The organism is Pseudomonas sp. RA_15y_Pfl2_54 (assembly GCF_963971015.1).
GTDB classification, from domain to species: Bacteria; Pseudomonadota; Gammaproteobacteria; order Pseudomonadales; family Pseudomonadaceae; genus Aquipseudomonas; species Aquipseudomonas baetica_A.
The window spans coordinates 64179-86416 of sequence record NZ_CAXAPN010000020.1 but is presented as its reverse complement, the minus strand read 5'-3'; the positions used below and the strand labels follow the sequence as shown (position 1 = coordinate 86416).

The 22238-nt window shown below is 57.8% G+C and carries 22 protein-coding genes and 1 pseudogene; 3 read left to right on the top strand and 20 right to left on the bottom strand.

Features of this window, described 5'->3' with window-relative positions; all coding sequences use genetic code 11:
- Positions 1-2: 2 nt before the first annotated feature.
- From AACY50_RS16225 to AACY50_RS16185, 9 genes are all read right to left on the bottom strand, one after another.
- Positions 3-758 (bottom strand): HAD family hydrolase, encoded by a 756-nt coding sequence (locus AACY50_RS16225; protein WP_339465998.1) that lies wholly within the window; start codon positions 756-758, stop codon positions 3-5.
- Positions 755-1705: an HpcH/HpaI aldolase/citrate lyase family protein gene (locus tag AACY50_RS16220; RefSeq protein WP_339465996.1), complete on the bottom strand. Its 951-nt coding sequence runs from the start codon at positions 1703-1705 to the stop codon at positions 755-757. The genes AACY50_RS16225 and AACY50_RS16220 overlap by 4 nt, the downstream gene beginning before the upstream one ends.
- On the bottom strand, positions 1705-2799 hold the full coding sequence (locus tag AACY50_RS16215; RefSeq protein ID WP_339465995.1) for a cysteine protease StiP family protein: 1095 nt from the start codon (positions 2797-2799) through the stop codon (positions 1705-1707). Before AACY50_RS16215 ends, AACY50_RS16220 begins: the two co-directional genes overlap by 1 nt.
- Positions 2792-3550, bottom strand: coding sequence for a trehalose phosphatase (locus AACY50_RS16210; protein ID WP_339430710.1), 759 nt, complete (start codon positions 3548-3550; stop codon positions 2792-2794). Before AACY50_RS16210 ends, AACY50_RS16215 begins: the two co-directional genes overlap by 8 nt.
- On the bottom strand, positions 3540-4667 hold the full coding sequence (locus AACY50_RS16205; protein ID WP_339538841.1) for a phosphoribosyltransferase domain-containing protein: 1128 nt from the start codon (positions 4665-4667) through the stop codon (positions 3540-3542). The genes AACY50_RS16210 and AACY50_RS16205 overlap by 11 nt, the downstream gene beginning before the upstream one ends.
- A 70-nt stretch (positions 4668-4737) precedes the next feature.
- Positions 4738-5877, bottom strand: coding sequence for a trypsin-like peptidase domain-containing protein (locus tag AACY50_RS16200; protein WP_339430708.1), 1140 nt, complete (start codon positions 5875-5877; stop codon positions 4738-4740).
- Between the two features lie 93 nt (positions 5878-5970).
- Entirely contained in the window at positions 5971-6972 is a 1002-nt protein-coding gene (locus tag AACY50_RS16195; RefSeq protein ID WP_339430768.1) for an ATP-grasp domain-containing protein, read from the bottom strand.
- A 164-nt stretch (positions 6973-7136) separates the two neighbouring features.
- Positions 7137-7910 (bottom strand): trans-aconitate 2-methyltransferase, encoded by a 774-nt coding sequence (tam, locus tag AACY50_RS16190; protein WP_339430707.1) that lies wholly within the window; start codon positions 7908-7910, stop codon positions 7137-7139.
- Between the two features lie 366 nt (positions 7911-8276).
- Positions 8277-9362: a type I restriction endonuclease gene (locus tag AACY50_RS16185; protein ID WP_339430706.1), complete on the bottom strand. Its 1086-nt coding sequence runs from the start codon at positions 9360-9362 to the stop codon at positions 8277-8279.
- 228 nt (positions 9363-9590) lie between these two features.
- Between AACY50_RS16185 and AACY50_RS16180 the strand changes: the two are divergent.
- Positions 9591-9944, top strand: a pseudogene (locus tag AACY50_RS16180) (low affinity iron permease family protein).
- 53 nt (positions 9945-9997) lie between these two features.
- Here AACY50_RS16180 and AACY50_RS16175 read toward each other — a convergent pair.
- The 6 genes from AACY50_RS16175 to AACY50_RS16150 form a co-directional block, all read right to left on the bottom strand.
- Positions 9998-10501 (bottom strand): DUF4142 domain-containing protein, encoded by a 504-nt coding sequence (locus tag AACY50_RS16175; RefSeq protein WP_339465991.1) that lies wholly within the window; start codon positions 10499-10501, stop codon positions 9998-10000.
- A 335-nt stretch (positions 10502-10836) separates the two neighbouring features.
- On the bottom strand, positions 10837-12186 hold the full coding sequence (locus AACY50_RS16170; protein WP_339493668.1) for a sensor domain-containing protein: 1350 nt from the start codon (positions 12184-12186) through the stop codon (positions 10837-10839).
- 79 nt (positions 12187-12265) lie between these two features.
- On the bottom strand, positions 12266-12904 hold the full coding sequence (locus tag AACY50_RS16165; protein WP_339430703.1) for a LysE family translocator: 639 nt from the start codon (positions 12902-12904) through the stop codon (positions 12266-12268).
- Between the two features lie 168 nt (positions 12905-13072).
- Positions 13073-13789: a hypothetical protein gene (locus AACY50_RS16160; RefSeq protein WP_339493669.1), complete on the bottom strand. Its 717-nt coding sequence runs from the start codon at positions 13787-13789 to the stop codon at positions 13073-13075.
- A gap of 37 nt (positions 13790-13826) precedes the next feature.
- A complete protein-coding gene (locus AACY50_RS16155; protein WP_339465989.1) occupies positions 13827-14543 on the bottom strand; it encodes a hypothetical protein in 717 nt (238 codons plus the stop codon).
- Between the two features lie 194 nt (positions 14544-14737).
- Positions 14738-16012 (bottom strand): hypothetical protein, encoded by a 1275-nt coding sequence (locus AACY50_RS16150; protein ID WP_339430699.1) that lies wholly within the window; start codon positions 16010-16012, stop codon positions 14738-14740.
- 219 nt (positions 16013-16231) lie between these two features.
- Here AACY50_RS16150 and AACY50_RS16145 point away from each other — a divergent pair, with 219 nt between their 5' ends.
- Positions 16232-16912 (top strand): hypothetical protein, encoded by a 681-nt coding sequence (locus AACY50_RS16145; RefSeq protein ID WP_339430698.1) that lies wholly within the window; start codon positions 16232-16234, stop codon positions 16910-16912.
- On the opposite strand, the gene yiaY is transcribed toward AACY50_RS16145, so the two are convergent.
- Positions 16873-18021 carry an L-threonine dehydrogenase gene (gene yiaY / locus AACY50_RS16140; protein WP_339538840.1) on the bottom strand — a complete coding sequence of 383 codons (1149 nt, stop codon included), beginning with the start codon at positions 18019-18021 and terminating at the stop codon, positions 16873-16875. The genes AACY50_RS16145 and yiaY overlap by 40 nt on opposite strands.
- Before the next feature lie 154 nt (positions 18022-18175).
- Here yiaY and AACY50_RS16135 point away from each other — a divergent pair, with 154 nt between their 5' ends.
- The gene (locus tag AACY50_RS16135) at positions 18176-19195 is read left to right on the top strand and encodes a DUF4917 family protein (RefSeq protein ID WP_339430696.1); all 1020 of its coding nucleotides are present in this window, start codon (positions 18176-18178) and stop codon (positions 19193-19195) included.
- A gap of 60 nt (positions 19196-19255) precedes the next feature.
- Here AACY50_RS16135 and AACY50_RS16130 read toward each other — a convergent pair whose 3' ends face one another.
- The 4 genes from AACY50_RS16130 to AACY50_RS16115 form a co-directional block, all read right to left on the bottom strand.
- A complete protein-coding gene (locus AACY50_RS16130) occupies positions 19256-19600 on the bottom strand; it encodes a YegP family protein (RefSeq protein WP_339465987.1) in 345 nt (114 codons plus the stop codon).
- Positions 19601-19766: 166 nt separating this feature from the next.
- On the bottom strand, positions 19767-20072 hold the full coding sequence (locus AACY50_RS16125) for a ribbon-helix-helix domain-containing protein (RefSeq protein ID WP_339430694.1): 306 nt from the start codon (positions 20070-20072) through the stop codon (positions 19767-19769).
- Positions 20073-20085: 13 nt separating this feature from the next.
- The gene (locus AACY50_RS16120; protein WP_339430693.1) at positions 20086-20667 is read right to left on the bottom strand and encodes a DJ-1/PfpI family protein; all 582 of its coding nucleotides are present in this window, start codon (positions 20665-20667) and stop codon (positions 20086-20088) included.
- A gap of 266 nt (positions 20668-20933) precedes the next feature.
- Positions 20934-22148 carry a class I SAM-dependent methyltransferase gene (locus AACY50_RS16115; RefSeq protein ID WP_339538839.1) on the bottom strand — a complete coding sequence of 405 codons (1215 nt, stop codon included), beginning with the start codon at positions 22146-22148 and terminating at the stop codon, positions 20934-20936.
- Between the last annotated feature and the right edge of the window lie 90 nt (positions 22149-22238).

The window sequence follows — 22238 nt, the reverse complement described above, 5'->3', positions numbered from 1 at the left end:
CGTTACGCTCCTTGTTGGTCATCGTTGTTCATGTGGCGATCGGATGTGCGCGCCACATGCAGGTCGGCCTGCGCACCGCGCACGCCCGGATTTATTCCATTGGCGACCCGCAGACGTCCACGACGCCATGCCGGATGAAAATGCCGCCAGTGCGGTTCTTCGGCTGCGGCGAGCAACTCATGATCACCTCGGGTATCGCCCCAGGCTTTGATCCGGAATTGCTGCAAAACGCCGTAGACAGCCTCAAGCCTCTGGACTTTGTTCTCGCATCTGCAGTTGTTGCCGGTGATGTGCCCGGTCAATACGCCGTCCACCACTTCCAGCTCGGTGCCGATCAAACTGACGCCAAGACGCTCGGCGAAAGGCTGCAGTACCAGCGCCGGTGAAGCTGAACAGAGCGTCACCACCGCGCCGGATTTGATCTCGGCCTCAATCGCCAGCAAACCCGAAGGGCGCATCAATCGCGGCCAGACCCGCGTGCAATAACTCGCGGCTTGCTGTTGCAGCCACTCAAGCTTCACACCGGTCAGAAACGTGCGAATCAACTGCGCCTTGAGTTCGTCACGGCTCATGCGCCGCACGACAAATCGCAGGCTGGGTAGCGCCAGACGGAGCAGGCGCCGATTGAACTCCCGCACTCCGAATGCAAACTTCAGAAACGGTACGAAACTGTCGTGCCGGGTCAACGTGCCGTCGAAGTCGAACACCGCAAGGACTGGCCGCTGCAGCGCGGTTGCATTGTCGATCTGCTCTTTCATCCTGCGGCCTCAGCCAGACGAATCGATGTTTCGCCGGCACCGGTTTCCGCATGACGGATACCGTGCCACCGCGCGCGCTCAAGAATCCGGATCGCCCATTTGTAATGGGTCGCGGGCTCACACATGGCGTCGTTATGTCTGAATACCGCCGGTGCTACGTCGCTGACGATCAGTTTGGCGCTGTTGAAATCCTCGAGGCTGACGCGCAAGGTGTCCTGAATGATTTCGATCTGACTGGGATGAATGGCGGTCTTGCCGACCAGACCATGGGCGATATCGAATTCCAGTTCTTCCTTGAGCAACTGCGGCGACGCCAGTTGTTCGAACACCGGTGCCGTCAACGCAAAACCTTGCGACCCCATCACCCCTGCCAACATCGCAATCACGTATCCCATCGGCGTGCTGTAGAGCGTGGTGCTCGGATTGCGACGCAGGCCTAGGCTGCCCATCAAGTCGTTTCCACCGATGCGCAAGGCGATGATTCGCTGGTCGAGGCTGGCCTTGAGCGCCTGCCCCAGTTCAACCATGGCGACAGGATTGAAGACATCCGTGGTTTCCAGCGTCGGCATCAGGAACAGCGCGGGATTAGTCACGGCCTGCTCCCAGGCGCCCAGATTGGCCAGCGTCAGTTTCGGGATGACGAATCCATCGACATGCGACATCAGCGGCCAGTCGTTGAGTACCGCAGCCATCTGCGAGTCACGCGGACGAACAAACAACAACGGGCCGCCCTCGGGACGACCGCCACGCTGATCAATAACCGTCAGCAAGCCATGCAGATTGGCCAGCGCCGTTTCGATATCAATATCTGCAATCGCGTCCTCGAGGCAAACCACCAGGGAGCGAAGTTCCGGCAATTTGCTTCGGAACACCACATCAAGCAGATCCGGCCGGGTGGCGGGCATGTAAAGCGTGGCACCGAGGGCATAGGGCGAGAGGGTCTTCATCAGCCCAGACTCCGAATGATCGTCACTGCCCGGTAAGGCCCCAACTGCGCACCGACTTCCTCGACTGGAACGCCGGCAGCTTCTGTCAGGTGCATCAGCAATTGCACATCGCTGTCGCTACGGTCGCGGATCAACACATGGTGCGGGACACGACGCAACACGGCGCGTGTCGCCTCGGCGATGCCCGGCTTGACCCGATTGAGATTGGTCACCTCAAAACGTGCCGCCAGCGATTCGACGACGTGGGTGGCCGCGCCCTGGAGTTCGAGACGCTGTTCGTCGCTCCACGGCAGGGCTTTGGGAACGATGCCCAAGACTTTGCGCTGGGCTTCGATCTGCTCGATGAATACCTGTGTCACATCGTGCTCCTGCAGGTGGTCATAGACCACGCAGCCGTGCAGCCCGCCGTTTACAGGCCAGATCGAACGTGAAACGAGACCGGAGACTGTGGCTCCCAGAATCCCCGAGGGGATGACCCAATCCTCAGCGGACGCCGCCATCCATGCTCGGCCGCAAGGATCGGCCAGCACGACAAGTCGCGGGGATTTCGGGAAGCGTGCATCAGCGCCCAGGCTGCGCTGAATTTCGCCACTGATCGCGCCCTTACCGGTCCAGCCATCGACGAAGACGATGTTCTCGGCCCCGTGAGTCTGAATGATGGCCTCCAGGGCAACCGTGTCGATGCCGCGATCACGGACGATGCTGATGCCGTAATGGAAGGCTTCGCGCCCCATCTCGATCAACGCACGACGCAAAAGCACACCCAGCGGGAGGCCGGCGCGTACGAACGACACCAGCACGATAGACGTGCCGGTACACGCCTCATTCAAACCTAGCGCCAGTGCTTGAACATCCGTGGCCATGCGCGCACCGTTTTGCGCCAGAACACGCTCGTACAGTGCCTTGTGAGTTTCACTTGGGGCGCTTTCCTGACTGATCATTTCAGAATAGTGCTTCTGCTTCGTTTGAATCAGTCGCTCTTTTTCCTCGACGTCCGTCACGTCCATCTGCACGGCCTGCAACAGGAAATGCACGTCATCCGACGCATAGCTCCCGCTACCCACCGTTACCAGGTCGGTGATGGTTTCATTCATGGATCGAAGCCCCTGCCCGCTTGGCCAATTGGCTGCGCGTCGGAGTCGCCCACAGGTGGCACTCCTCCATGAAGGCCAGATCGGTGATGCTGTCGCCAAAGCCCAGCACAGGGCGTTCACCGTTGATTTCGCGATCACGGCGCAACCACTCCTGAACCGCTGCCTGCTTGGACAAGCCCTGCGGCAGGAACGCCAGGTTGTTGCTATTGGCGTGAATATGCATGCCATCCAGCAATCCCTGAGCCTGAACCTCAGCCAGCACCGCGCTCAGCACCTCGTCACTGGATTCGTTGTGCTTGGTCACCACGTAGTGGCGCAACCCCTGCTCTTCAACTACCCAACCGCGCAAGGAAATGCCCAACTGCCGGCCAATGGCGAGCGTCGCCTCACTAAGCTCCGGCAGGCGGCTTTGGTAGGCCGCTAGGATATCGCTCATGCGGTCCTGCCAGGCCTGATCGAGTGTGCCGTCCGGTCCCAGGATCACACCACCATGGGAGCAGATGGCGCCGTGTTGAAATGGCAGCTTGACCCGCGTGAACGCTTCTACGCTGCGCGCCGTTACCGCTACCACATCGGTCGTTGCCAGCAGCCATTCGGCCATCGACTTCTGCACAGGGCTCATGTAGCCGTTGGGCTGGCCGTGTATATCAAGTGTCGCCGTGTGGCGTGGTGTGCCTTCTTTCATCTTGCGCGCGGTTTGAAACAACGTGTCGTCGAGATCAACCAACGCCAAGGGGCGATTAATTGTCATCGACGATCACCTGCGCGTTCAAAGTCTGCAGCAACTCGGCAGAGACCGCCTGCGCGGGGGTTTCCGAACAGATCAGCACCCGATCGAATTGACCCGGGCGCACGTTGTAGAGGAAGTTGGGAATGCCCAGGCCGTAGTTATCAGCGAACGATAAGGCGTGCTCGATCACATGGCCCAGTGCAATCGGCGAGCGGCTGGTCGAACTGAAATGCACATCCGCGCCCGCGCGCTCCAGACGTTCGGCGAGCAGGAACGGACGCCAGACAAACTCACTGGTGCCCACGACCAGAATCCGCTCGCCGGGTTGTACGTGAAGGTCTGGGGCCAACGAGTCGCCAACAGAGCGCACGCCCAAGCGTCCCCAGTCATTATCCGAATTCACCGGCCAGTCACCGGCGGCAATAGTGCCCACCGCAGGCATATCGGGCAATGGCGCATCGGGATCTTCAATGAATTGGTAAGAGCCCTGCAACAGGGACACTTGATGCACGCAATCACCCAGCGCATCACGCACTGCGCCGCCGGACCAATCCGTCAGCACACAGGTCACGACTTGTTCGACTTTATTCAGACCGGCATAGACCAGAGCACGGTGCAGATTGATGAACGTCTTGCCCGTCGAGGCCTCGTCATCAACCAGCACCAGCGAACGGGCATTGAGCATCTGCTCACGCACTTGCGGATCGACTGGCAAGTGAATCAGATGCGCACTGGCATGGCTGTGTTCTTCTTCAAAGCGGGTAAACAACTCGGTTCCCGTGGGATGACGGGTGCTGACCATATACACCGCATCGGGGCGAGTGGCGCTATATGCCCGATGCACGCCGGCACCGAGGCCGACGGCGGTTTCGGCCATGCCGATGACCAGGACAGGCCCCGGCAAATCCGCCGGTATTTCTGCGGCCAGGCTTTCAAAACTGGCGGCCATCACCGAGGGACGCACCGGAATATGTCGTCCGAGCACTTTAGACACGAACAGGAATGCCCGCTTCGGATTACGACGCTCGGCGAAGCCGAACAATGAGTCGGGGGCAATGACAGCATCATCAACCTTGACGTCAAGACGTCCACGCATCAGTTGTGCGCTCAGCGCTTTCGTTGCTGTACGAGGTTCCATTAACAAATTCCTGCCTTGGCGTAGGATTACGATCCAGCGCCTCTTCCGTGGGTTTCAATTCAAAGATGAATCAGAGATTGGTCGCTTCCACCCGCCACATTGATGTTTGAGCTTCGCGAGCTAACTGCGCAGCGGTGAACGTCTGGCCAGATGCATTTTTTTTGCCATCAACACGACAGGCATCAAGGAAAGAAATCAGCAGCGATGCTTTCACCGCAAAATTCATGTTCTGCGCATCGGGTACCGATGAGGTGACGAGACCGACCACGGCTCCCGAAAAATCAAACAGCGGGCTGCCGCTGGACCCAGGCTGGATGGCAGCAGTGAACTGCAAAAGACTGGCGTCGTTGTGCAAACCGAACAGCGCCGACACCCCACCTTGAGTGACGTGAACGCCGCCACCGGCAAAACCGGCCAGTGGAAAACCCAACGCGACAATGTCTTCACCCAGATCGCAACCGAATCCGGACTTGAAGGCCACAGGCTTCAACGCGGGGGAATCGATCACCCGCAGCAAGGCGATATCGTTACGCCGATCGATGACCACGGGGTCAACACGATAGCGCCCGTCAAACGAGGCGATGTGAATCTCACGCATGCCTTCAATAACGTGGGCACAGGTCATGACATGGGTGGCCGAGACGGCGAATGCTGTACCGGTGGCGCTGCTCGCGGATCGGCCAGCCCCTGGCGCGTTTGGGCGTCCCTTGGGATGCGCTTCGTCGATCTCGAGACCGATGCGACGGCCGAGCGCCGCCAGACCGTAGGCAGAACCCTCGGCCAACGCGCGAAATTTCCATTGCTGATTGCGGCTGTAAAACTCGCCGATGATGATGGCGGACTCGCCGTTTTCACGAACATCCAGGGAATGCTCGATCTGGCCATCCACCTGCAGGTGCAGATTTCTCAGCTCACTGATCGGGCCGATGGCTGAAAACGTGTAAACCACAAGAAGCACGCGATCGCTGCCCGCCGGGAGTTCATCCAGGTTGAGCTTGCAGCCGACTTTTTGCTGATCACCTACCCATTCCATCCACGCGCGTGGCGTTTGAAAAAGGGCGGCATCACCTTTCGGGCGGCGTTTGTCATCAACCGGCAATATGGCAACAGCGGCATACTCCCCAAAAGCCGAAGAGTTTCCGCACTCCAGAGTCCATTCACTCCGGGCGCTTGATACTGCGGTGTTTGCGCCAGGCGCGAGCACCATCATTCCTTGAAAACTCCTTGTTTTGCTTCCTGCGTGGGTCGCTGTCGAACCACACAAACGCGCAAATAGTACCAGACTTCATATGTCTATTTAATATCAGGGGAGTGTTACCGCAGCAACGCTGATACCTTTTACACGCACGTTCGACTGCCAAACACCCGGCGGCTCTGGCAAACCCAGTCGGCGAGTGGCGAATATGCCGGGGAGGTTCAAACCGGCCGCCCGGGTGTAACCGATGCCTCCCGAATAACGAGCGTTTATCTCCAGCAGGTGTGGTTTACCGTCTGAGTTGTCGCGAGTCTGGACATTGACAATGCCATCACATTTGAAGTGCTCGGCGGCCCGGAGGGCGAGCTCTACGGCGGCGCCTTCACGTTCAAAAACCTGGTGCAGCCCTTTTTTGCGACGACCAACGAAAGCAATGGGGCGACCGGCTTCGCACACCATATCAACCGAACATTCGTTTCCGGGCATGTAGGGCATCACGAGCATCGGTGGCGGCGGCGTAACCGCCGAGTGGTAGGCGTGCATATAGAGGTCGAAGTTGACCTCACGCGCATCCGGGTTGGCGAAGCAGCGGAAAGGGTCGGCGCTTGCCTTGAACCGCCAGAAGCCTTGGCCATAAATACCCACAGCCGGTTTGACGCAGACTTCGCCCAAGGCGCCGAGCGCCTGAAAGGCCGCGAGCATTTCTTCGGCATTGGCGGCGGTGATCGCTGGCACGCAGGCCAGGCCCACGCGTTCCGCTTCTGCCGTGAACTGGCTTTTGTCATCGACCAGATCAAATGTATTCAAAGAAAGCGCACCGGTGACCAGTACGAGGCCAGCACGCTCGAAACGCTCCCGATCGTGCTCGAACTCCCGACCCACTCGACCTGCCAGGACGACTTTGATTTCATGAGCCAGCGCGGTGGAAATGACCCAATCGATACGCTCTTGATTGTCCGCAGGCTCGGTGAAACTGACGTCGGCAAGCGAGGTGATTTCAGGACGCTCCTGTCGATGCGAGGCATAAACCTTTACGTCGGCCGGCAGCGCCTCGCGCGCACCGAGAATGATGTCCCGTTGACTGGACTGCCCTTCTAGAAACCAGATCACTATGTTTACCCTTCCTTGTACAGACACCGAAAGCCGCGACATTTCTTGAACACGTCGCTAGACCCGCACCATGGGTGCGGACAGTACCGCCTTCCCACACAAACTCAAGGGTAACATTGCGAATGGATCAGGCGTCCGCCGAACGCTCTGAGCGCCTCCCAGGGTTATTGCCGAGTCGCCACAATAAACAACCGCGGAAACGGCAACAGCACCGAGCCATCCGCCAGCGCAGGGTAAGCCTTCGCGACTTCTGCCAGATACTGCTCCAGATACTGCGTGCGCTGCGCCTCGGTCAGCGGGTCCAGAAACGGAATCAACCCGCTGCCCTTGAACCACTCCACCACCCCCGCTGCCCCGCCTGACAACTGATGGTGATACGTCGTGCGCCACACATCGACCCGGGCACAATGCGGTCGCAACATCGAGAAATAATCACCGGCACTTGCCATATCGGTTCGCTGACCGGCGGCGCCGGCGAGTTTGCTGGCCCATGGGCCGTTGGCGGCGACTTCGCGCATCAGTCGATGGGAAGGCTCATTGAGGTTGTCGGGCATTTGAATCGCCAGACTGCCGCCCGACGAGAGTTTGCTTGCCAGCGCCGGCAGCAAACTGGCGTGATCCGGTACCCACTGCAACACCGCGTTGGCGAAGATCACATCAAACGGACCCGCATCGGCCCATTGATCAATCTCGGTCACGTCGAATTGCAACTGTGGCAAGCGCTTGCGCGCTGCGTCGATCATGTCCGGTGAACTGTCGAGCCCGCTGATTTTTGCCCCTGGAAAACGCTGCACCAAAAGCTCCGTCGAGTTGCCGGGACCGCAACCGATATCCACCACTGACCGGGCCTGCGCCGTGGGAATCGCCGCCAGCAGATCGCGGGCCGGGCGGGTACGTTCATCTTCAAAAGCGACGTATTGTTTGGCGGACCAACTCATTGTGTTTTCCTTTTGGGACTTTCAACAGTTTCGCCACGATACAGGCTGCTATACAGCCGGTTCCAGAGCTACATTGCAAAGGGTGTCAGTTCACCGCCAACTGCTCGATAGAAGATCCCTAACGTGATTGCTAGTACAGCTACGTCATTTATCGCATGACCGTCGCGCGCGACGACAAACTTTCAGAACCGCGCCTAATGCTCATACCAACCGAACCCGACCTTGACCTTTCGGACTTACACGACGGCACTTCGCATCGCCAAATGTAAGTTGAGTTTCATGCTGATCCGTCAGTATCGTGAAGCGATGGGTCACGTCAATAAATCGTAGAAAATTGAAAATCGGCCTTTAAGGCCGATTTATCGATTAGTCGTAGTATCCAACTGTTTTTTTCAAATGATCTGAATACTCATAGATGTCATCGACTGAGCTGATCGGATGACGTGTTTCGTTTTTTTCTTCATCAAAAATACCTATGTACTTCTGCGACCGATTGAAATGCAATCGACAGATGGGTTTGCGATTGTTGTCATCCAGCAAAATCCCAAAGTAACTCTGCGTGTCTCGCTGAACGATTCGCTTGGCATCGACCACCGACCGTACCAGCGCTCGAACGATGTGATATCCCTCTAATTCTTCCAGCGTTGTTAAAATTTTGTCGTCTGATTCGTCACGCGGATCTACTGGATCAGTCCCGACAGAAGCTGAAGGCAAAGACGCTAACGCAGGTTGAATAGCTCCACTCATTGCAGATTTGAGCCGGTCATTGATCTGGTCATTTAAAAACTGCACAACGGCTTTTCTTGTCAGTTCTTGAAATTGCTCACGTACTTTTTGCGTGATCACACCGTCATAAACACGAGAGGCGAAAACCTTCACGAAATCATCATCCGGTTTGCTGACCTGAGCCGCAATAACCTTCTTTATTTGACTGACATACTTCAATTCGCCAGCCGCACTTATGATGGAATCAACATCAAATGCCGATTTTGTCAATTTGATCAGTTCGGGAACTGAATACTCGTCTATATCCAAGAGATCCAGTTCCAAAAATGGCTTTTCATCCATCTTGTTCGGGGCGTCCAAGTCGGTGAAAAACTTGTAGACCTGTCCGTTAGTTAGGATTGATATACGAGCGCTAGTGACGTGAAAATACCGAAAGAGCTGAGATGCATGATTGATATGCAGTGACTCACCAATTTTCTTGCACTCGATGAGTATCTGTACTTCGCCGTCTTTCATGACGGCGTAATCTATTTTCTCGCCCTTCTTCGTACCCACGTCACAGACAAATTCGGGCGTTACCTCCGTCGGGTCAAAGACGTCATATCCCAAGACCGTACTGATGAATGGCATGACGAACGCATTTTTCGTCGCTTCTTCCGTATGGATTGCAGCGCTCTGCAATCGGACTTTAGCGGCTAAGCTGGCTAGCTTTTCGAAGAATTCCATGAGTGGCCTCTTGCGTGATGTCGATCCGTGTAATGAGCTGCTGGCAATTTGACTACCACTTGATACTAGACACAAACCTGCACAATGGAAGTTCGCCCACTAAACGGAGAAGCCATCGTCGATGGATTTCACATACCTTCATTGATGGCAGACAGTTCTAAGTAAAATTTTCGGCAATCCATAAGTGTCAGGATTTCAAACGCCCACCCACCCATAATGACCACAGCTATGAAATTCGCAAAAATCTCGCAAAAATTCGTACTCTAGCCGGAATCCCGAAGATTTTTATGGTGGCGTTGATCTTGATCGGGTTGTGGGGTTTGAGCGGGCCGATTTTTCATTACTGCGACACTTGGCAACTGATCATCAATACCTCGACCACCATCATCACCTTCCTGATGGTTCTCCTGATCCAGAACACGCAGAACCGCGACACCGACATTCTGCATTTGAAGATTGATGGATTACTGTTAGTTAGCAGAAGCCATGTTCGGCTTGGAAGCACCGAATTCGAAGCAACTGGAGGCGTTGTGCGAACACTTCCGCAAGCTGGGCGAGGGAGCAGTGTTCAACCTTGAATGACTGCTGATAATCAAAAACGGCGCCAAAGCGCCGTTTTTATTTGAGGTCTGCCCTTAGCGGCTGGCTTGCAGCGCTCGGGCCATTTGCAGGTGATTTTGCAGTTTGGGCAACGTCTCATCGGCGAAGGCTTTGATCTCCGGCACGTCGGTGGTCTGCGCTTGCTGCTGGATCTGCTCAATGGCTTCTTCGGTGGCTTTCACCTGACTGGCGGCGTAGGCCTGGTCGAAGGTCGCGCCGTCTTTCACTTGCGGTATCAGTTGCTTGGCCTTGTCGGCCATTTCTTCACGGGGCGCGACGGGAAGATCGAGCTTTTTGGCAATCTTCGCCAAGTGCTGGTTGGCCGTGGTGCGGTCGTTGATGACCACGATGGTGTAATCCTTGACCTCTTTGGATTCGGTCTTCTGATGCGCCATACGGCTGGCCTCGATGTCGGCCATGCCCTTGGCGGACGCATCGTTGATGAATTCGGCGGGCGACTGGGCGAAAGCACTGCTGGCAAACAGGCCCAGTGCGGTGACAAAACTGAAAGTGCGTATACGGGTGGCCATCCGGCTCATGGTCGCGCCCTCCTTCTCTGTAAATTCAAGCGGAAGCTCAGGCCCCCGCCGCTCAATCAAAATCACCTTCACCGACGACGTCGATGTCTGAACGGGCTTGACTCCTTTCGGTTTTCGACAGTCGTTGTGGTGATTTCCCCACCCTTGCGACCCGTTTCAGAAGCCTTCGTTCGGTCGTTGGCGAAGTTTGCCCAGTTCGAATGACTTGTATCCGGCAGGTTTCTCTCGCTCTTGATAATGAGCGCGGCGAGCAGATGCCCTGCATTGATTGAGAATTTCCTGGCCGACAAAGGTTTAGAAAAGTTGCAGTTACCACGACGAACGGTGCCCCCCGTTCAGATATCCAGCGCCCGATGATTCAGCCTTTTGGCGGCATACATTGCTTGATCGGCATGGCGGAACAGTTGCTGTTCCTCGCGGCCGTGCTCGGGGTAGCGGGCGACGCCGATACTCGGTTCAATTTGCAAGTTGTGGCCATCCAGGCGCATGGGTTGTACCAGCACTTGTCGCAGCTTTTGCGCCACGCTGTCGGCATCTTCCGTTGCTTGAACGCTGTGCAGCAGCACAACGAATTCGTCACCGCCAATGCGCGCCACCGTGTCAGTCTCGCGCACGCAACCCTTGAGGCGACTGGCCACGGTTTGCAGCAGCATGTCGCCCACGGCATGCCCGAAAGTGTCGTTGACCTGCTTGAAACGATCCAGATCGACATACAGCAACGCCATGTGCCCCTTTTGTTCGCGGGCGCAGGTCAACGCAGCCTTCACGCGATCGCGAAGCAACTCACGATTGGGCAATTGCGTCAGTTGATCGTACTGCGCCATGCGTCGCAGACGGGCGTGTAACTGCTGACGCTCAATGGCCGTGGCCACTTGGGCGCAGACATATTGCAGCAGTTCTTTGTCTTGCTCGGTGTAGCGTTCGCCGCCCGGCAGGCTTTTGACGATCAGCGCACCGATGGTGCCGTTTTTCGAGTTCAACGGAACGCCGAGCCAGCAAGAAGAATTCTGCCCCGCCACCAGCGCGGCGAAATCGGGCGCCGAATCGGGACTTTCCGGCGTCAGAAGAATCGGCTTACCGCTACGGATGACTTGCGCACACAGACGTCCGGTGACGGTGCCGGGTTGTTCAGGCTGCAACTCGTGATCGTTGACGTGATAGGGGAAATTCAGCTGAGCACACTGATCGTCGTAGAGCGCTACGGAGAAATTCAGTGCCGGCAGCCACTCGCCGATGATCAGGTGGATGCGTTTGAACAGCGCTAACAAGTCCTCCGACGCATGCGCCGCCTCGGAAATCGCATACAACGCCGCTTGTCGCGATTCGGCTTGTTTGCGCTCGGTAATGTCACGGGCCACGGCAATGCGCAGTTGATCGACCTCCGACCAGCGCGCCGACCAGAGGATGTGGGCCACGCTGCCATCCTTGCGTATGTAGCGGTTCTCGAAGTTGTGCTTGGGCTCACCGCCCATGATTTGACTGGCGGCCGCCAGGGTGCGCTGACGATCAGCCGGGTGCACCAGTTCGATCATCGGACGGCCGATCAACTCGTCTGGCGTGTAGCCGAAAACCCGCTCGCAGGCCGCGCTGACAAAAACGAAGCGGCCTTGCTTATCGACTGCACAAACGGCGTCCAGCAACAGGTCGATGAAACTCGCCAATGGCGCGGAGTTTGGGCTTTCCATGGTTCAGCGTGGGAGTCCAAGTCATGTAGCGTTTATCAACCATCCCTGACCTTGTGAGTGCTCATCCCTGCAAACAAAATCAAGCCCTGTTCGGCATCAGCCCTGGCAGTGCATGCACCAGCGCATTGATGGCGAACCCCATGAACATCACGCCACACAAACGGGTGATCAGCCGCTCATGCCGTTGATACAGCGCGCGCACCCGCTGCGCGCCGACAACGCCGGTGAGGATAGCGTAAGCCGACAACCCGCCCAGAAAGCTCAAGGCGATCAGCGCCGGCAGCATCGACCAGTTGAGCAATTCGGCGCGGCTGGATAACAGCGCGGTAAATGTCGCCACCGCGACCGGGTAAGCCTTGGGGTTGGTCAGGCCGAACACAATGCCGTGCCAGAACGGCCTGCGCGCCGCGCCTTGCGGTTCGTCATCGTTGCGGCGCTGGGCACGCACCGCCCGCCAACCGAGCCAGAACAGATACACCCCGCTGAGCACGCCGAGCACATCAAATGCGGTGCTGCCGATTTCCCGGGCGCCAACAATCGCGATCAACGCCGTGCTGCACCAAACCACATCCCCGAGCAGATGACCACACAGAAACCCTGCCCCCGCTCTGCGCCCATGCGCCGCGCCGATGCCGAACACCGCCAGCACACCAGGCCCCGGCGTGATGCCATAAATGAAACCCGAGGCCAGTACGGCCATTAACAACGATGGGGTCATGGAACACCTGCACATGACGACGCAAATGACGGCCAGTCTATATCAGCTCAACGCGTCGGGTCAGGACTCGTCGTAGAAACGCATGCCGACATGCAGATTCGGCATATCGCGGTCTGCCCCCTAGCTGCAGCTGGGCTCATTGACGGATTGAGGCCTGTGAGCATCGGTTCAGTAACCTCTGAGGTCTTCAGGCACGACGTATTGTTGGCCGTCGTAGGTCAGGGTGATTCGGGTTTTCTTCAGGTTGGTGTTTTTTGAAACGCACTGTTTTCCCGATTGGGTGTTTTTCATTTTGGTGCCGCTGGTGGTGACGATCAGATCGGCGAAACCGTAGTGACTTGATGAACCGACCTCGATGGTTCTGCGGATCTTCCTGGCGTAACCCTCGCAATCACTCATGAATTCGCCGTTGTTCTTGTAGATCACCAAACCTTCCAGCACCGGGCGCAAGGTATTGCCCTCGCGGACATACAGCGCCAGATCGGTTTTCTCGTAGGGAATGGCGCGGGAACTGTGGACGAACTTCGAACGCAGGCCAAAAGCACGGACATCCGGCGCCAGTCGGTAGCGGCCTGTGTCGACACGCAGATCATCAAACCGCACGGCATCGGAGTTGTACGCGCCCGGTTTACGGTAAGTGGCGACGGGTTTGGCATTGCTGGCGTTGACGATCGCCAGATCCAGATCGAACACCCCTGCATCGTCGCCACCGGCATCAGCAAGGTAGGTGGACTTGACCGCGATCGCCTGACTCGGGAAGGCCGGCCAGACGATGCAGCGTGACAGTGATTGGCCGTCGAAAGCGTTTGTGGTGCAGGCGGCTTGGGCTTGGGCAGTGACAGCCAGAAAACCGAGGGCGATAAGGAGTCTGGTGGGGGTAGACATGGTTCTTCCTTGATAAAAATCGTTGTTGGCAGGCTGGCTACAGACCTTTGAAACCTGGCGGCAGGACGTAAGACTTTCCGTCATAACGCAAGGTTGTCAAAACCGGTTTGTAGACGGTGGTTTTATCTTCACACGCGTCCCCTTCACCTTCGCTTTTCGTGCCTGTTTGCTGGGTTTTGACGATCAAGTCTGCGTAACCGTGGGAGCTCGTTTTAGCGATATCGATAGTTCTTGAGATCTCGAAGCGCTCCCCAGCGCAGTTGTCATCCCACTCGCCGCCGTACTCATAAACCACCAACTGACGCAGGACTGGGCGCAATTTTTCGCCCTCCCTGACGTAAAGCGAGAGCTGGCTTTCATCCATCGGATTGAGGCGAGAACCATTGGTGAGTCGTGCACGTAGACCAAATGCGCGAAGGTCGGGGGCGAGTTTGTAGCGCGCCGTATCCAGTGTCAGCTCGCGCAAGCTGGCGCCATCCATCACGAAAGCAGTGGCCTGGTGGTAAGTCGCAACCGGCTTCGGTTGCGCGTCTTTCAGCACCGACAGGTCCAGATCATGGGTGCTGAGCGCGCCAGCGGCGGCAGGCGTGAACCGGGTTTTGGCGCTGATGGTCAGTCCCGGGTAAGCCGGCCAGTCCTTGCAGACTGACAAATCCTCGTCACCCATTACCGGCGCCGGCGTGCAATCGGCAAACACCTGCCCCGCCATCAGCCACCCACACAGCGCCACACCGCCGATCAATCCAGACTTCATTGTCACATCCCGCTCCTCGATAGCTTTTCAGCCGCGCACTATCCCCTCCTGAACGAACGGTTTCAACCGAGTGAATGCTAAATGGCCAGTCGCTGATTCGGTCCCGACACACCAGTGGAGCTAGCCGGTGCCACGCAATGCACTGTCATCGCGAGACCGCTCATCCCCCCAAGAAACCGTGTTTCAACGCCCTATCAACTGTGGGTCAGCAAGCGGATCAACTGTGCGGATTCGTTCTTTGTTCCCAGCACCACGACCGAAGCGTCTTGCAAGCAGGCATCGCGGGCGATCCAGTCGATCTCGGCCGTGCCCCCGAGATCAAACGACTCGTCCACCGCCCCATCCTTCAGGAAGCCCCCCGTCAGCAGATTGCGATGCCCACCCGAGGTCTGACCCACGGTGACTATGCGCTGATCCGCAGAATCACCCACTGCAAACCCAGCAACCCAGCTCTTGAGTTCCTGCGGTTGCGTCGAAGCGCTAAGAACCGGCGCGCCGCCATTGAACGACGGATCAATTTCGCCGCCGTGGGTGATACCGGTCATGAACGCATGTTGACGTTTCTCCCCGCCTGCCGCCTCGACAGCGGCGCCGATCAAGAGTAAGCGCTGTGCCGACTGCTCTACGATGCCGTTCACCGAGCTTTCCAGCGGCGTGCCTTCATTGCGAATGTTCAACAACAACGTACCGTCATTGCCGAATGACTTCGCAACCTGTCCGGCATTGTCGAACGCCATGATCCACCCCTGATGGGTGACTTCTGTCTTGCCATAAACCAGTATCAGCCCACTGTTCAGTTGCGTGACGCCTTGCAACTGGATGGCGACGCCGGGGTGCGTGATGTAGATCCAGCCGTTGGCATTAAACGCGGTGTCATCGCTGCCATCGAGGAAAAAGCGCGCAAGCAGCGCGCCCCCCTGTTTCGACGTGGCGAAAAGCAACCTGTCGTGCGCCGCCGCTTTTTGGTCCGATTGCGCCAATTCAAGGCTTGCGGCCACCGCACCGAAGAGAGAAGGAACGCGCATGGGAACAATTTTGTAACCGCTCTGACCGTCACCGAACTCAAGATCAGGCGAACCGTCCGGCAGAAAGCGCGCAATGACTTGCTCGTAATCGACAGACGTCCCTTTGATGAGTCCGCACACCCAGATCCCGCCGCTCGCATCGATGCTGAGTGTCCCGCCGTGTGAGGGCACATCACGCCTGTATTGCCCCACGACATAGCCGGCCTGGCCAAAAGTCGGATCAAGATGACCATCGGCGAGCAGACGCGCCAAGCCATAACACACATTGCCCGATGCATCGGTGACGGTCGCACAAACCATGATCTGACCGGTGGGCGTTGTCGCCACACCCTGACCGACGGTCTTGCGTGCAGTGGGGAACTGCAGCGTTTGCAACCCGGCATTTGCAAAGGAACGATCGATTTCACCGGCTGACTGCGCTTCACGTGCGTTGGTTCGTGACATGTTCGTAGGCTCCTTACGAGATCGGGTTTGATCCGTTTCCCGGGCCATTCGATCCGAGTCAACCACAGACCACAACTGATAGAAATGACAGTCTTTTAGAAGAAATCGCAATTATTCATCGAACAAAAAAACCTAAAGAACTGTTACTTCTTACAGGTTCTCCAGCAAAAGAACCGTGCCAACCTCTCGCTTCACTCCACCCGGCAACGAGAGCACATCATGAGCACTTCGCCCCACTCCAACATTGAGTCCGTACCTGCCCCCGTCATCACCGACCCTGCCGCAGACACCAAAACGGGCCCGGCAACACTCTTACTGGGCGTCGGTGTACCTATGGCTTTTGTCGAAGTGTGGGACATCGAAAACACACAGTTGCACGGAAAAGGCCCCGTCAATGCAAATGGCCGATGGGCCTTTAGTTTCAGTGGCGATCTTGCGCAGGGACCACACCGTATTCACGCCCGCCAAACGTTCGACGACGAAACATCCCCATGGACTGACGTTCGTTTGTTTAATGTCCTCCTGCAACCGGATGTCGCTGCACCTGCGATTGGCACGCCGCAGGAAGGAGGACAGACGGATAACGCTGCGGTTCTATCAGGCGATGTACGACAGCCCGGTGGCATCGTGGACATTATTGACCTCGACGCCAACCTGTGGATTGCCTCGGCAACGGTGGAGGGTGACCTGAGTTGGCGAACACAGGCATCGATGTCGGCAGGCCCCCATCGGATTTCGGCCATTCACCGCGTGGCGGGCAAGGTTTCCGATTGGGCGCGTATCCGGACATTTACGGTCGCCAAAGGGTACATAAACCAGGCGAACAATCCATTCAAGGCTGTTCGCCCAATCCGCGCACTTCAAAACGCGTTGCGGAAAATCTCCTCGATCTGGCGCTGATCCGCCGCCCGTGGGTTGGTCAGGCCGCACGCGTCTTTCAGAGCATTGGTGGCCAGGATCGGGATGTCCGTGAGTTTGGCGCCCAGTTCACGCAAACCACCGGGGATCTCGACGTCGCCGGCCAGACAACGGATCGCGTTGATCGCCGCCTGAGCGCCCTCTTCAGGGCTGAAACCGCGAACATCGGCCCCCATGGCCTGCGCCACATCGGTCAAACGTTCAGCACACACCAACGCGTTAAACGTCTGCACATGAGGCAGCAACACGGCGTTGCACACGCCATGGGGCAAGTCGTAGAAACCGCCCAACTGGTGCGCCATCGCATGCACGAAGCCGAGCGAAGCGTTGTTGAACGCCATGCCCGCGAGGAACTGCGCGTAGGCCATGTTCTCCCGCGCGGTGAGGTCGCTGCCATCGCGCACGGCCAGGCGCAGATTGTTGCTGATCAGGGTCATGCCCTTCAGCGCGCAGGCGTCGGTGATCGGGTTGGCGGCGGTCGACACATAGGCTTCGATGGCGTGGGTCAGCGCGTCCATGCCGGTGGCGGCGGTCAGGCTTTTCGGCATGGCCACCATCAGCGCCGGGTCGTTGACCGACAGCAGCGGCGTGACGTTGCGGTCGACGATGGCCATTTTTACGTGGCGCGATTCGTCGGTGATGATGCAGAACCGGGTCATCTCGCTGGCGGTGCCGGCGGTGGTGTTGATGGCGACCAGCGGCAGTTGCGGCTTTGTGGATTGGTCGACCCCTTCGTAGTCGCGGATCTGCCCGCCATTCGTGGCACACAAGGCGATGCCCTTGGCGCAGTCGTGGGGTGAACCACCGCCCAGCGACACCACGAAATCACAGCGGCTTTCCTTGAGCAGCCCCAGCCCGGATTCGACGTTGGCAATGCTGGGGTTCGGTTTGGCGCCGTCGAAGATCACCGAATCGATGTCCTGCATCGCCAGTTTCTCGGCGACCATCGCCGCCACGCCCGCCTTGGCCAGCCCCGCGTCGGTGACGATCAGCGCCTTGCGAAAACCATAGTTGCGGATCGCGACCATGGCTTCATCCAGGCATCCGCTGCCCATTATATTTACGGCTGGAATGAAAAAAGTGCTGCTCATGCGCCTCTCCTGACTGGGGCCGAATCGACTGCTGCGATCCGGCGGACGCACACAGGATCGACTGATCGGTCACGGCGGATGTTGATCTGGCTCAATGCCCGCTCGTGATAAAGTCGCCGCCCATCAGCCCCTTTGTTTTGAGACCTCCCACGCAATGACCGATTTTCTGGATGTCGACGCCACTCTCGAAGACTGGAATGCCTTGCGCACCGCGACCGACTTCAAGGGTTTGCTGGTGGGTAACGGCGCCAGCCGCGCCGTGTGGGACGACTTCGGCTACGACTCGCTGTTCGAAAATGCCCGCACCGTGACAGAGAAACCGCTGAGCCCGTCGGAACTGGCCGTGTTCGACGCGATGCACACGCGCAGCTTCGAGCAGGTACTGGGCGCACTGAAAACCACCAGCCGGGTGAACAAGGCACTGGCCATCAGCTCAGCCGCACCGCGCAATCGCTACTACGCGATCAAGGAAGCGCTGATCAACACCGTGCACGCCGTTCATATCCCGTGGCGACGGGTTCAGGCCTCGACGCTGACCACGCTCAACGAAGAACTGGCGCGCTATCGCACGGTGTTTACCACCAATTACGACTTGCTCAACTATTGGGCGCTGCAGCACAAAAGCGAGGCCATTGACGATCTGTTCAATGGCACGAATGCAAGTTTTGATCTGAGTGAAAGTGCGACTGAAAAACCGCGCTTGCTGTATCTGCACGGTGGTCTGCACCTGGTGCGCAATCAGGACGGCACCGCGCGCAAACTGACCTCCACCGAGGGCACGCTGCTCGGCAGTTTTGCGATCAACAACACGATCAAAACCCTGGATGACGTGCCGCTGTTCGTCGCTGAAGGGCCAAGTGCCGAAAAACTCAAAACCATTCGCAGCTCGGATTATCTGTCGTTCTGTTATGCGCAGTTATTGGGGCATGGCGACAGTTTATGCATCTTCGGCCATGCCTTGAGTGAACAGGACGCTCACATTGTCCGGGCGCTGCGTTTGGCGAAACCGAACGCCGTGGCGATCTCGATTTATCCGCGCAGTGCGGCGTTCATTCAGCATCAGAAGCGGCATTACGCCAAGGTGTTTGAAGGGACTGGGGTTGAGTTGCGGTTTTTTGATGCCAAGACACATGCGTTGGGGAGCCCCAAGCTTTCGGTGCCCGTCGAGGTCTGATGTCCGCGGGCCTGACGCCTTCGCGAGCAAGCCCGCCCACCTATTGACCTTCAGCGTTCCTTAGAGAACCGGCAGGGTCTTGTCCTTGATGGTTGTGGTTGGCCCGTTGGTCTTGACGCTGGCGATGCCTTTGGCGCAAGCGGCGTCTGAGGAGTACGACTCGCTGCTGCCGATGATCTGATGATTGGCGGCCTTGAGGTTGAAGTACGGATGCCCGTCCTTCGTCGTTTTTTTCTCGTAGCGTTCATCCAGCGGGCTGTTGGTCTGCACCGAAGCAATGCCATTGTCGGCTGCCGCGCGGGTGGTGTAGAGCTCGCTGGTGAGAATGGTTTCAGCGTTGGCGGCTTTCAGCACAAACCTGAACTGGCCGTTGCTGCTTTTACTGACTTCGTACCATCCGGACATGCTCGTTTCTCCTTGGCGGTTGAGAGGTTTCGCGCCAATGAGTAAAGACCAGCCTCAGACTTCTGTCGCCTGAACCAGCCTCTTCGCAAGCAAGCGGCTCCCACATCTGGAACGCATTCCCCGTGTGGGCGCAGGCTTGCTCGCGAATGAGGCGACTCGGCCCCGGCTATTTCACCCGCGCCCGCACCACCGACAACGGCGTCTCAGCCACCCGGCGCTGACTCAGATACCGCGTACAACTCACCCGCAAAAACGACGCAAAGTTCACCACCTCTCCGCGATAATCCATCACCTCTTCGTACAGTTTGGCGATCAACTGGTTAGTGGTCATACCGTCGACCTCGGCGATTTCGCGCAGGATGTCCCAGAACTGGTTCTCCAGGCGCAACGTCGTCACCACCCCGCAGATGCGCAATGAACGCGAGCGCGATTCGTAGAGGATCGGGTCGGCCTTGACGTAGAGCTCGCACATGGGCGAATCCTCGTTACAGGGTGATTTGGGTGCCCAGCAGACCGAGGAACCCGGCCAGCCAGTTCGGATGCGCAGGCCAGGCCGGCGCGGTGGCCAGATTGCCTTGAACGTGGCCGTCGGTCACGGGGATGTCGATGTACGTGCCGCCCGCCAGTCGGACTTCCGGCGCGCAAGCCGGATAGGCGCTGCATTCACGTCCTTTTAGCACGCCCGCTGCCGCCAGCAACTGGGCGCCGTGGCAAACAGCGGCAATCGGCTTGCCGGCCTTGTCGAAGGCGCGCACCAGTTCGAGGACTTTTTCGTTCAGACGCAGGTATTCCGGGGCACGACCGCCGGGAATCAGCAGCGCATCGTAATCGGCCTCGCTGACCTTGGCGAAATCGAAATTGAGTGCGAACAGGTGACCGGGTTTTTCGCTGTAGGTCTGATCGCCTTCAAAGTCATGGATGGCGGTGCGCACGGTGTTGCCGGCAGCCTTGTCCGGGCACACGGCGTGGACGGTGTGACCGACCATTTGCAGGGCCTGGAACGGCACCATGACTTCGTAATCTTCGACGTAATCGCCGACCAGCATCAGGATCTTTTTCGCGGCCATGGGGAGGACTCCTCTGGGAAAGGGCTTGCGGGAGTATTCAAGGTAGACCTTATCGGGACGAGCAGGTAATAACCGACTACTACCGAGTTATCGTTCTTCGCGGGCAAGCCAGCACACAGGTTCTGCGTCGATCACAGGTTGTGTGTGGGACGCAAATACTCTGGGGCGAGCTTGCTCGCGAAGGGGCCCTGACAACCGACAGCTTCGTTGACTGTCAGCACGCCTTCGCGAGCAAGTCGAATCGGCGCACCGCCGCTGTCACAGGATCAGAGGTAACCATCCGCGCGCAGCAGGGTTTCCAGGCAGTGCTCGCTGATGTTGTAGAACGCCTTCAATTCCTGAATCTTCACCAGCAACTGAGCCGGGTCCACCGGTTCGGCGCGTTTGACCGCCAGAATCATCTTGTTCTTGTTGGTGTGATCCAGCGAGATGAACTCGAACACCTTGGTTTCGTAACCACAGGCCTCAAGGAACAGCGCACGCAGACTGTCGGTGACCATCTCCGCTTGCTGCCCCAGGTGCAAACCGTATTGCAGCATTGGCTTGAGCAGCGCCGGGCTCTGGATCTGCAAGCGGATCTGTTTGTGGCAGCACGGCGAGCACATGATGATTGAGGCGCCCGAACGGATGCCCGTGTGGATGGCGTAATCGGTGGCGATGTCGCAGGCATGCAGGGCGATCATCACGTCCAGCTCGCTCGGCGCGACACTGCGCACGTCACCGCATTTGAATACCAGCCCAGGGTGATCCAGCTTTGCCGCGGCGCTATTGCACAGGTTGACCATTTCTTCACGCAACTCGACGCCGGTGACTTCGCCCTCGGCCTTCAAGGTGTTGCGCAAGTAGTCGTGAATCGCAAACGTCAGGTAACCCTTGCCCGAACCGAAATCCGCGACCCGCACCGGTTTGTCCAGCGCCAGCGGTGACGAGGTCAGGGCATGGCTGAACACTTCGATGAACTTGTTGATCTGCTTCCACTTGCGCGACATGGCCGGGATCAGCTCATGCTGCGCGTTGGTTACGCCCAGATCCTTGAGGAACGGACGGCTCAGCTCCAGAAAGCGGTTTTTCTCACGGTTGTGCTCAGCGGACGGAGCCTCACGCAATTGCTGAGGTTTGCTCCTGAAGAGCGAAGGCTTGCCCTTTTTGCTGTATTCGAGCTGTGCTTCGTCAGTCAACGCCAGCAAATGCGCATTTTTGAACGAGGCCGGCACCAGCGCGGCGATCATCGCTACGCCTTCCAGCAACGGCAGGTTCTTGGTGATGTCGCGGGTCTTGTAGCGATAAACAAAGGACAGGTTAGGCTGCGCCTTGACCGTCACTGGTTTGATGATGACCCGTTGCAAATCCGCCTCTTCGCCGACGTACTTGGCCAGCACCAGTTTGATGAAGCCGTTCTGTTCGAGGCTGGTTTGCAGCAGTTCGATGAACTGGGCGTGGTGATCCGGCGCAGATGGCGCGGTGGGGGCGGTGACGGACATGAACAAGCGGCCTCGGACGGGGCGAATCGGGAATGGCGGGTATTTTAGGGGGGATGCGGGTTGGGGACACGCTCTTATTTACCGAACGGC

Excerpts from the sequence above, each read along its gene's own strand:
- AACY50_RS16225 (WP_339465998.1), bottom strand. The coding sequence starts at position 758 with ATGAAAGAGCAGATCGACAATGCAACCGCGCTGCAGCGGCCAGTCCTT.
- AACY50_RS16220 (WP_339465996.1), bottom strand. The coding sequence starts at position 1,705 with ATGAAGACCCTCTCGCCCTATGCCCTCGGTGCCACGCTTTACATGCCC.
- AACY50_RS16215 (WP_339465995.1), bottom strand. The coding sequence starts at position 2,799 with ATGAATGAAACCATCACCGACCTGGTAACGGTGGGTAGCGGGAGCTAT.
- AACY50_RS16210 (WP_339430710.1), bottom strand. The coding sequence starts at position 3,550 with ATGACAATTAATCGCCCCTTGGCGTTGGTTGATCTCGACGACACGTTG.
- AACY50_RS16205 (WP_339538841.1), bottom strand. The coding sequence starts at position 4,667 with ATGGAACCTCGTACAGCAACGAAAGCGCTGAGCGCACAACTGATGCGT.
- AACY50_RS16200 (WP_339430708.1), bottom strand. The coding sequence starts at position 5,877 with ATGATGGTGCTCGCGCCTGGCGCAAACACCGCAGTATCAAGCGCCCGG.
- tam (WP_339430707.1), bottom strand. The coding sequence starts at position 7,910 with ATGAGTTGGTCCGCCAAACAATACGTCGCTTTTGAAGATGAACGTACC.
- AACY50_RS16185 (WP_339430706.1), bottom strand. The coding sequence starts at position 9,362 with ATGGAATTCTTCGAAAAGCTAGCCAGCTTAGCCGCTAAAGTCCGATTG.
- AACY50_RS16175 (WP_339465991.1), bottom strand. The coding sequence starts at position 10,501 with ATGAGCCGGATGGCCACCCGTATACGCACTTTCAGTTTTGTCACCGCA.
- AACY50_RS16170 (WP_339493668.1), bottom strand. The coding sequence starts at position 12,186 with ATGGAAAGCCCAAACTCCGCGCCATTGGCGAGTTTCATCGACCTGTTG.
- AACY50_RS16165 (WP_339430703.1), bottom strand. The coding sequence starts at position 12,904 with ATGACCCCATCGTTGTTAATGGCCGTACTGGCCTCGGGTTTCATTTAT.
- AACY50_RS16160 (WP_339493669.1), bottom strand. The coding sequence starts at position 13,789 with ATGTCTACCCCCACCAGACTCCTTATCGCCCTCGGTTTTCTGGCTGTC.
- AACY50_RS16155 (WP_339465989.1), bottom strand. The coding sequence starts at position 14,543 with ATGAAGTCTGGATTGATCGGCGGTGTGGCGCTGTGTGGGTGGCTGATG.
- AACY50_RS16150 (WP_339430699.1), bottom strand. The coding sequence starts at position 16,012 with ATGTCACGAACCAACGCACGTGAAGCGCAGTCAGCCGGTGAAATCGAT.
- AACY50_RS16145 (WP_339430698.1), top strand. The coding sequence starts at position 16,232 with ATGAGCACTTCGCCCCACTCCAACATTGAGTCCGTACCTGCCCCCGTC.
- yiaY (WP_339538840.1), bottom strand. The coding sequence starts at position 18,021 with ATGAGCAGCACTTTTTTCATTCCAGCCGTAAATATAATGGGCAGCGGA.
- AACY50_RS16135 (WP_339430696.1), top strand. The coding sequence starts at position 18,176 with ATGACCGATTTTCTGGATGTCGACGCCACTCTCGAAGACTGGAATGCC.
- AACY50_RS16130 (WP_339465987.1), bottom strand. The coding sequence starts at position 19,600 with ATGTCCGGATGGTACGAAGTCAGTAAAAGCAGCAACGGCCAGTTCAGG.
- AACY50_RS16125 (WP_339430694.1), bottom strand. The coding sequence starts at position 20,072 with ATGTGCGAGCTCTACGTCAAGGCCGACCCGATCCTCTACGAATCGCGC.
- AACY50_RS16120 (WP_339430693.1), bottom strand. The coding sequence starts at position 20,667 with ATGGCCGCGAAAAAGATCCTGATGCTGGTCGGCGATTACGTCGAAGAT.
- AACY50_RS16115 (WP_339538839.1), bottom strand. The coding sequence starts at position 22,148 with ATGTCCGTCACCGCCCCCACCGCGCCATCTGCGCCGGATCACCACGCC.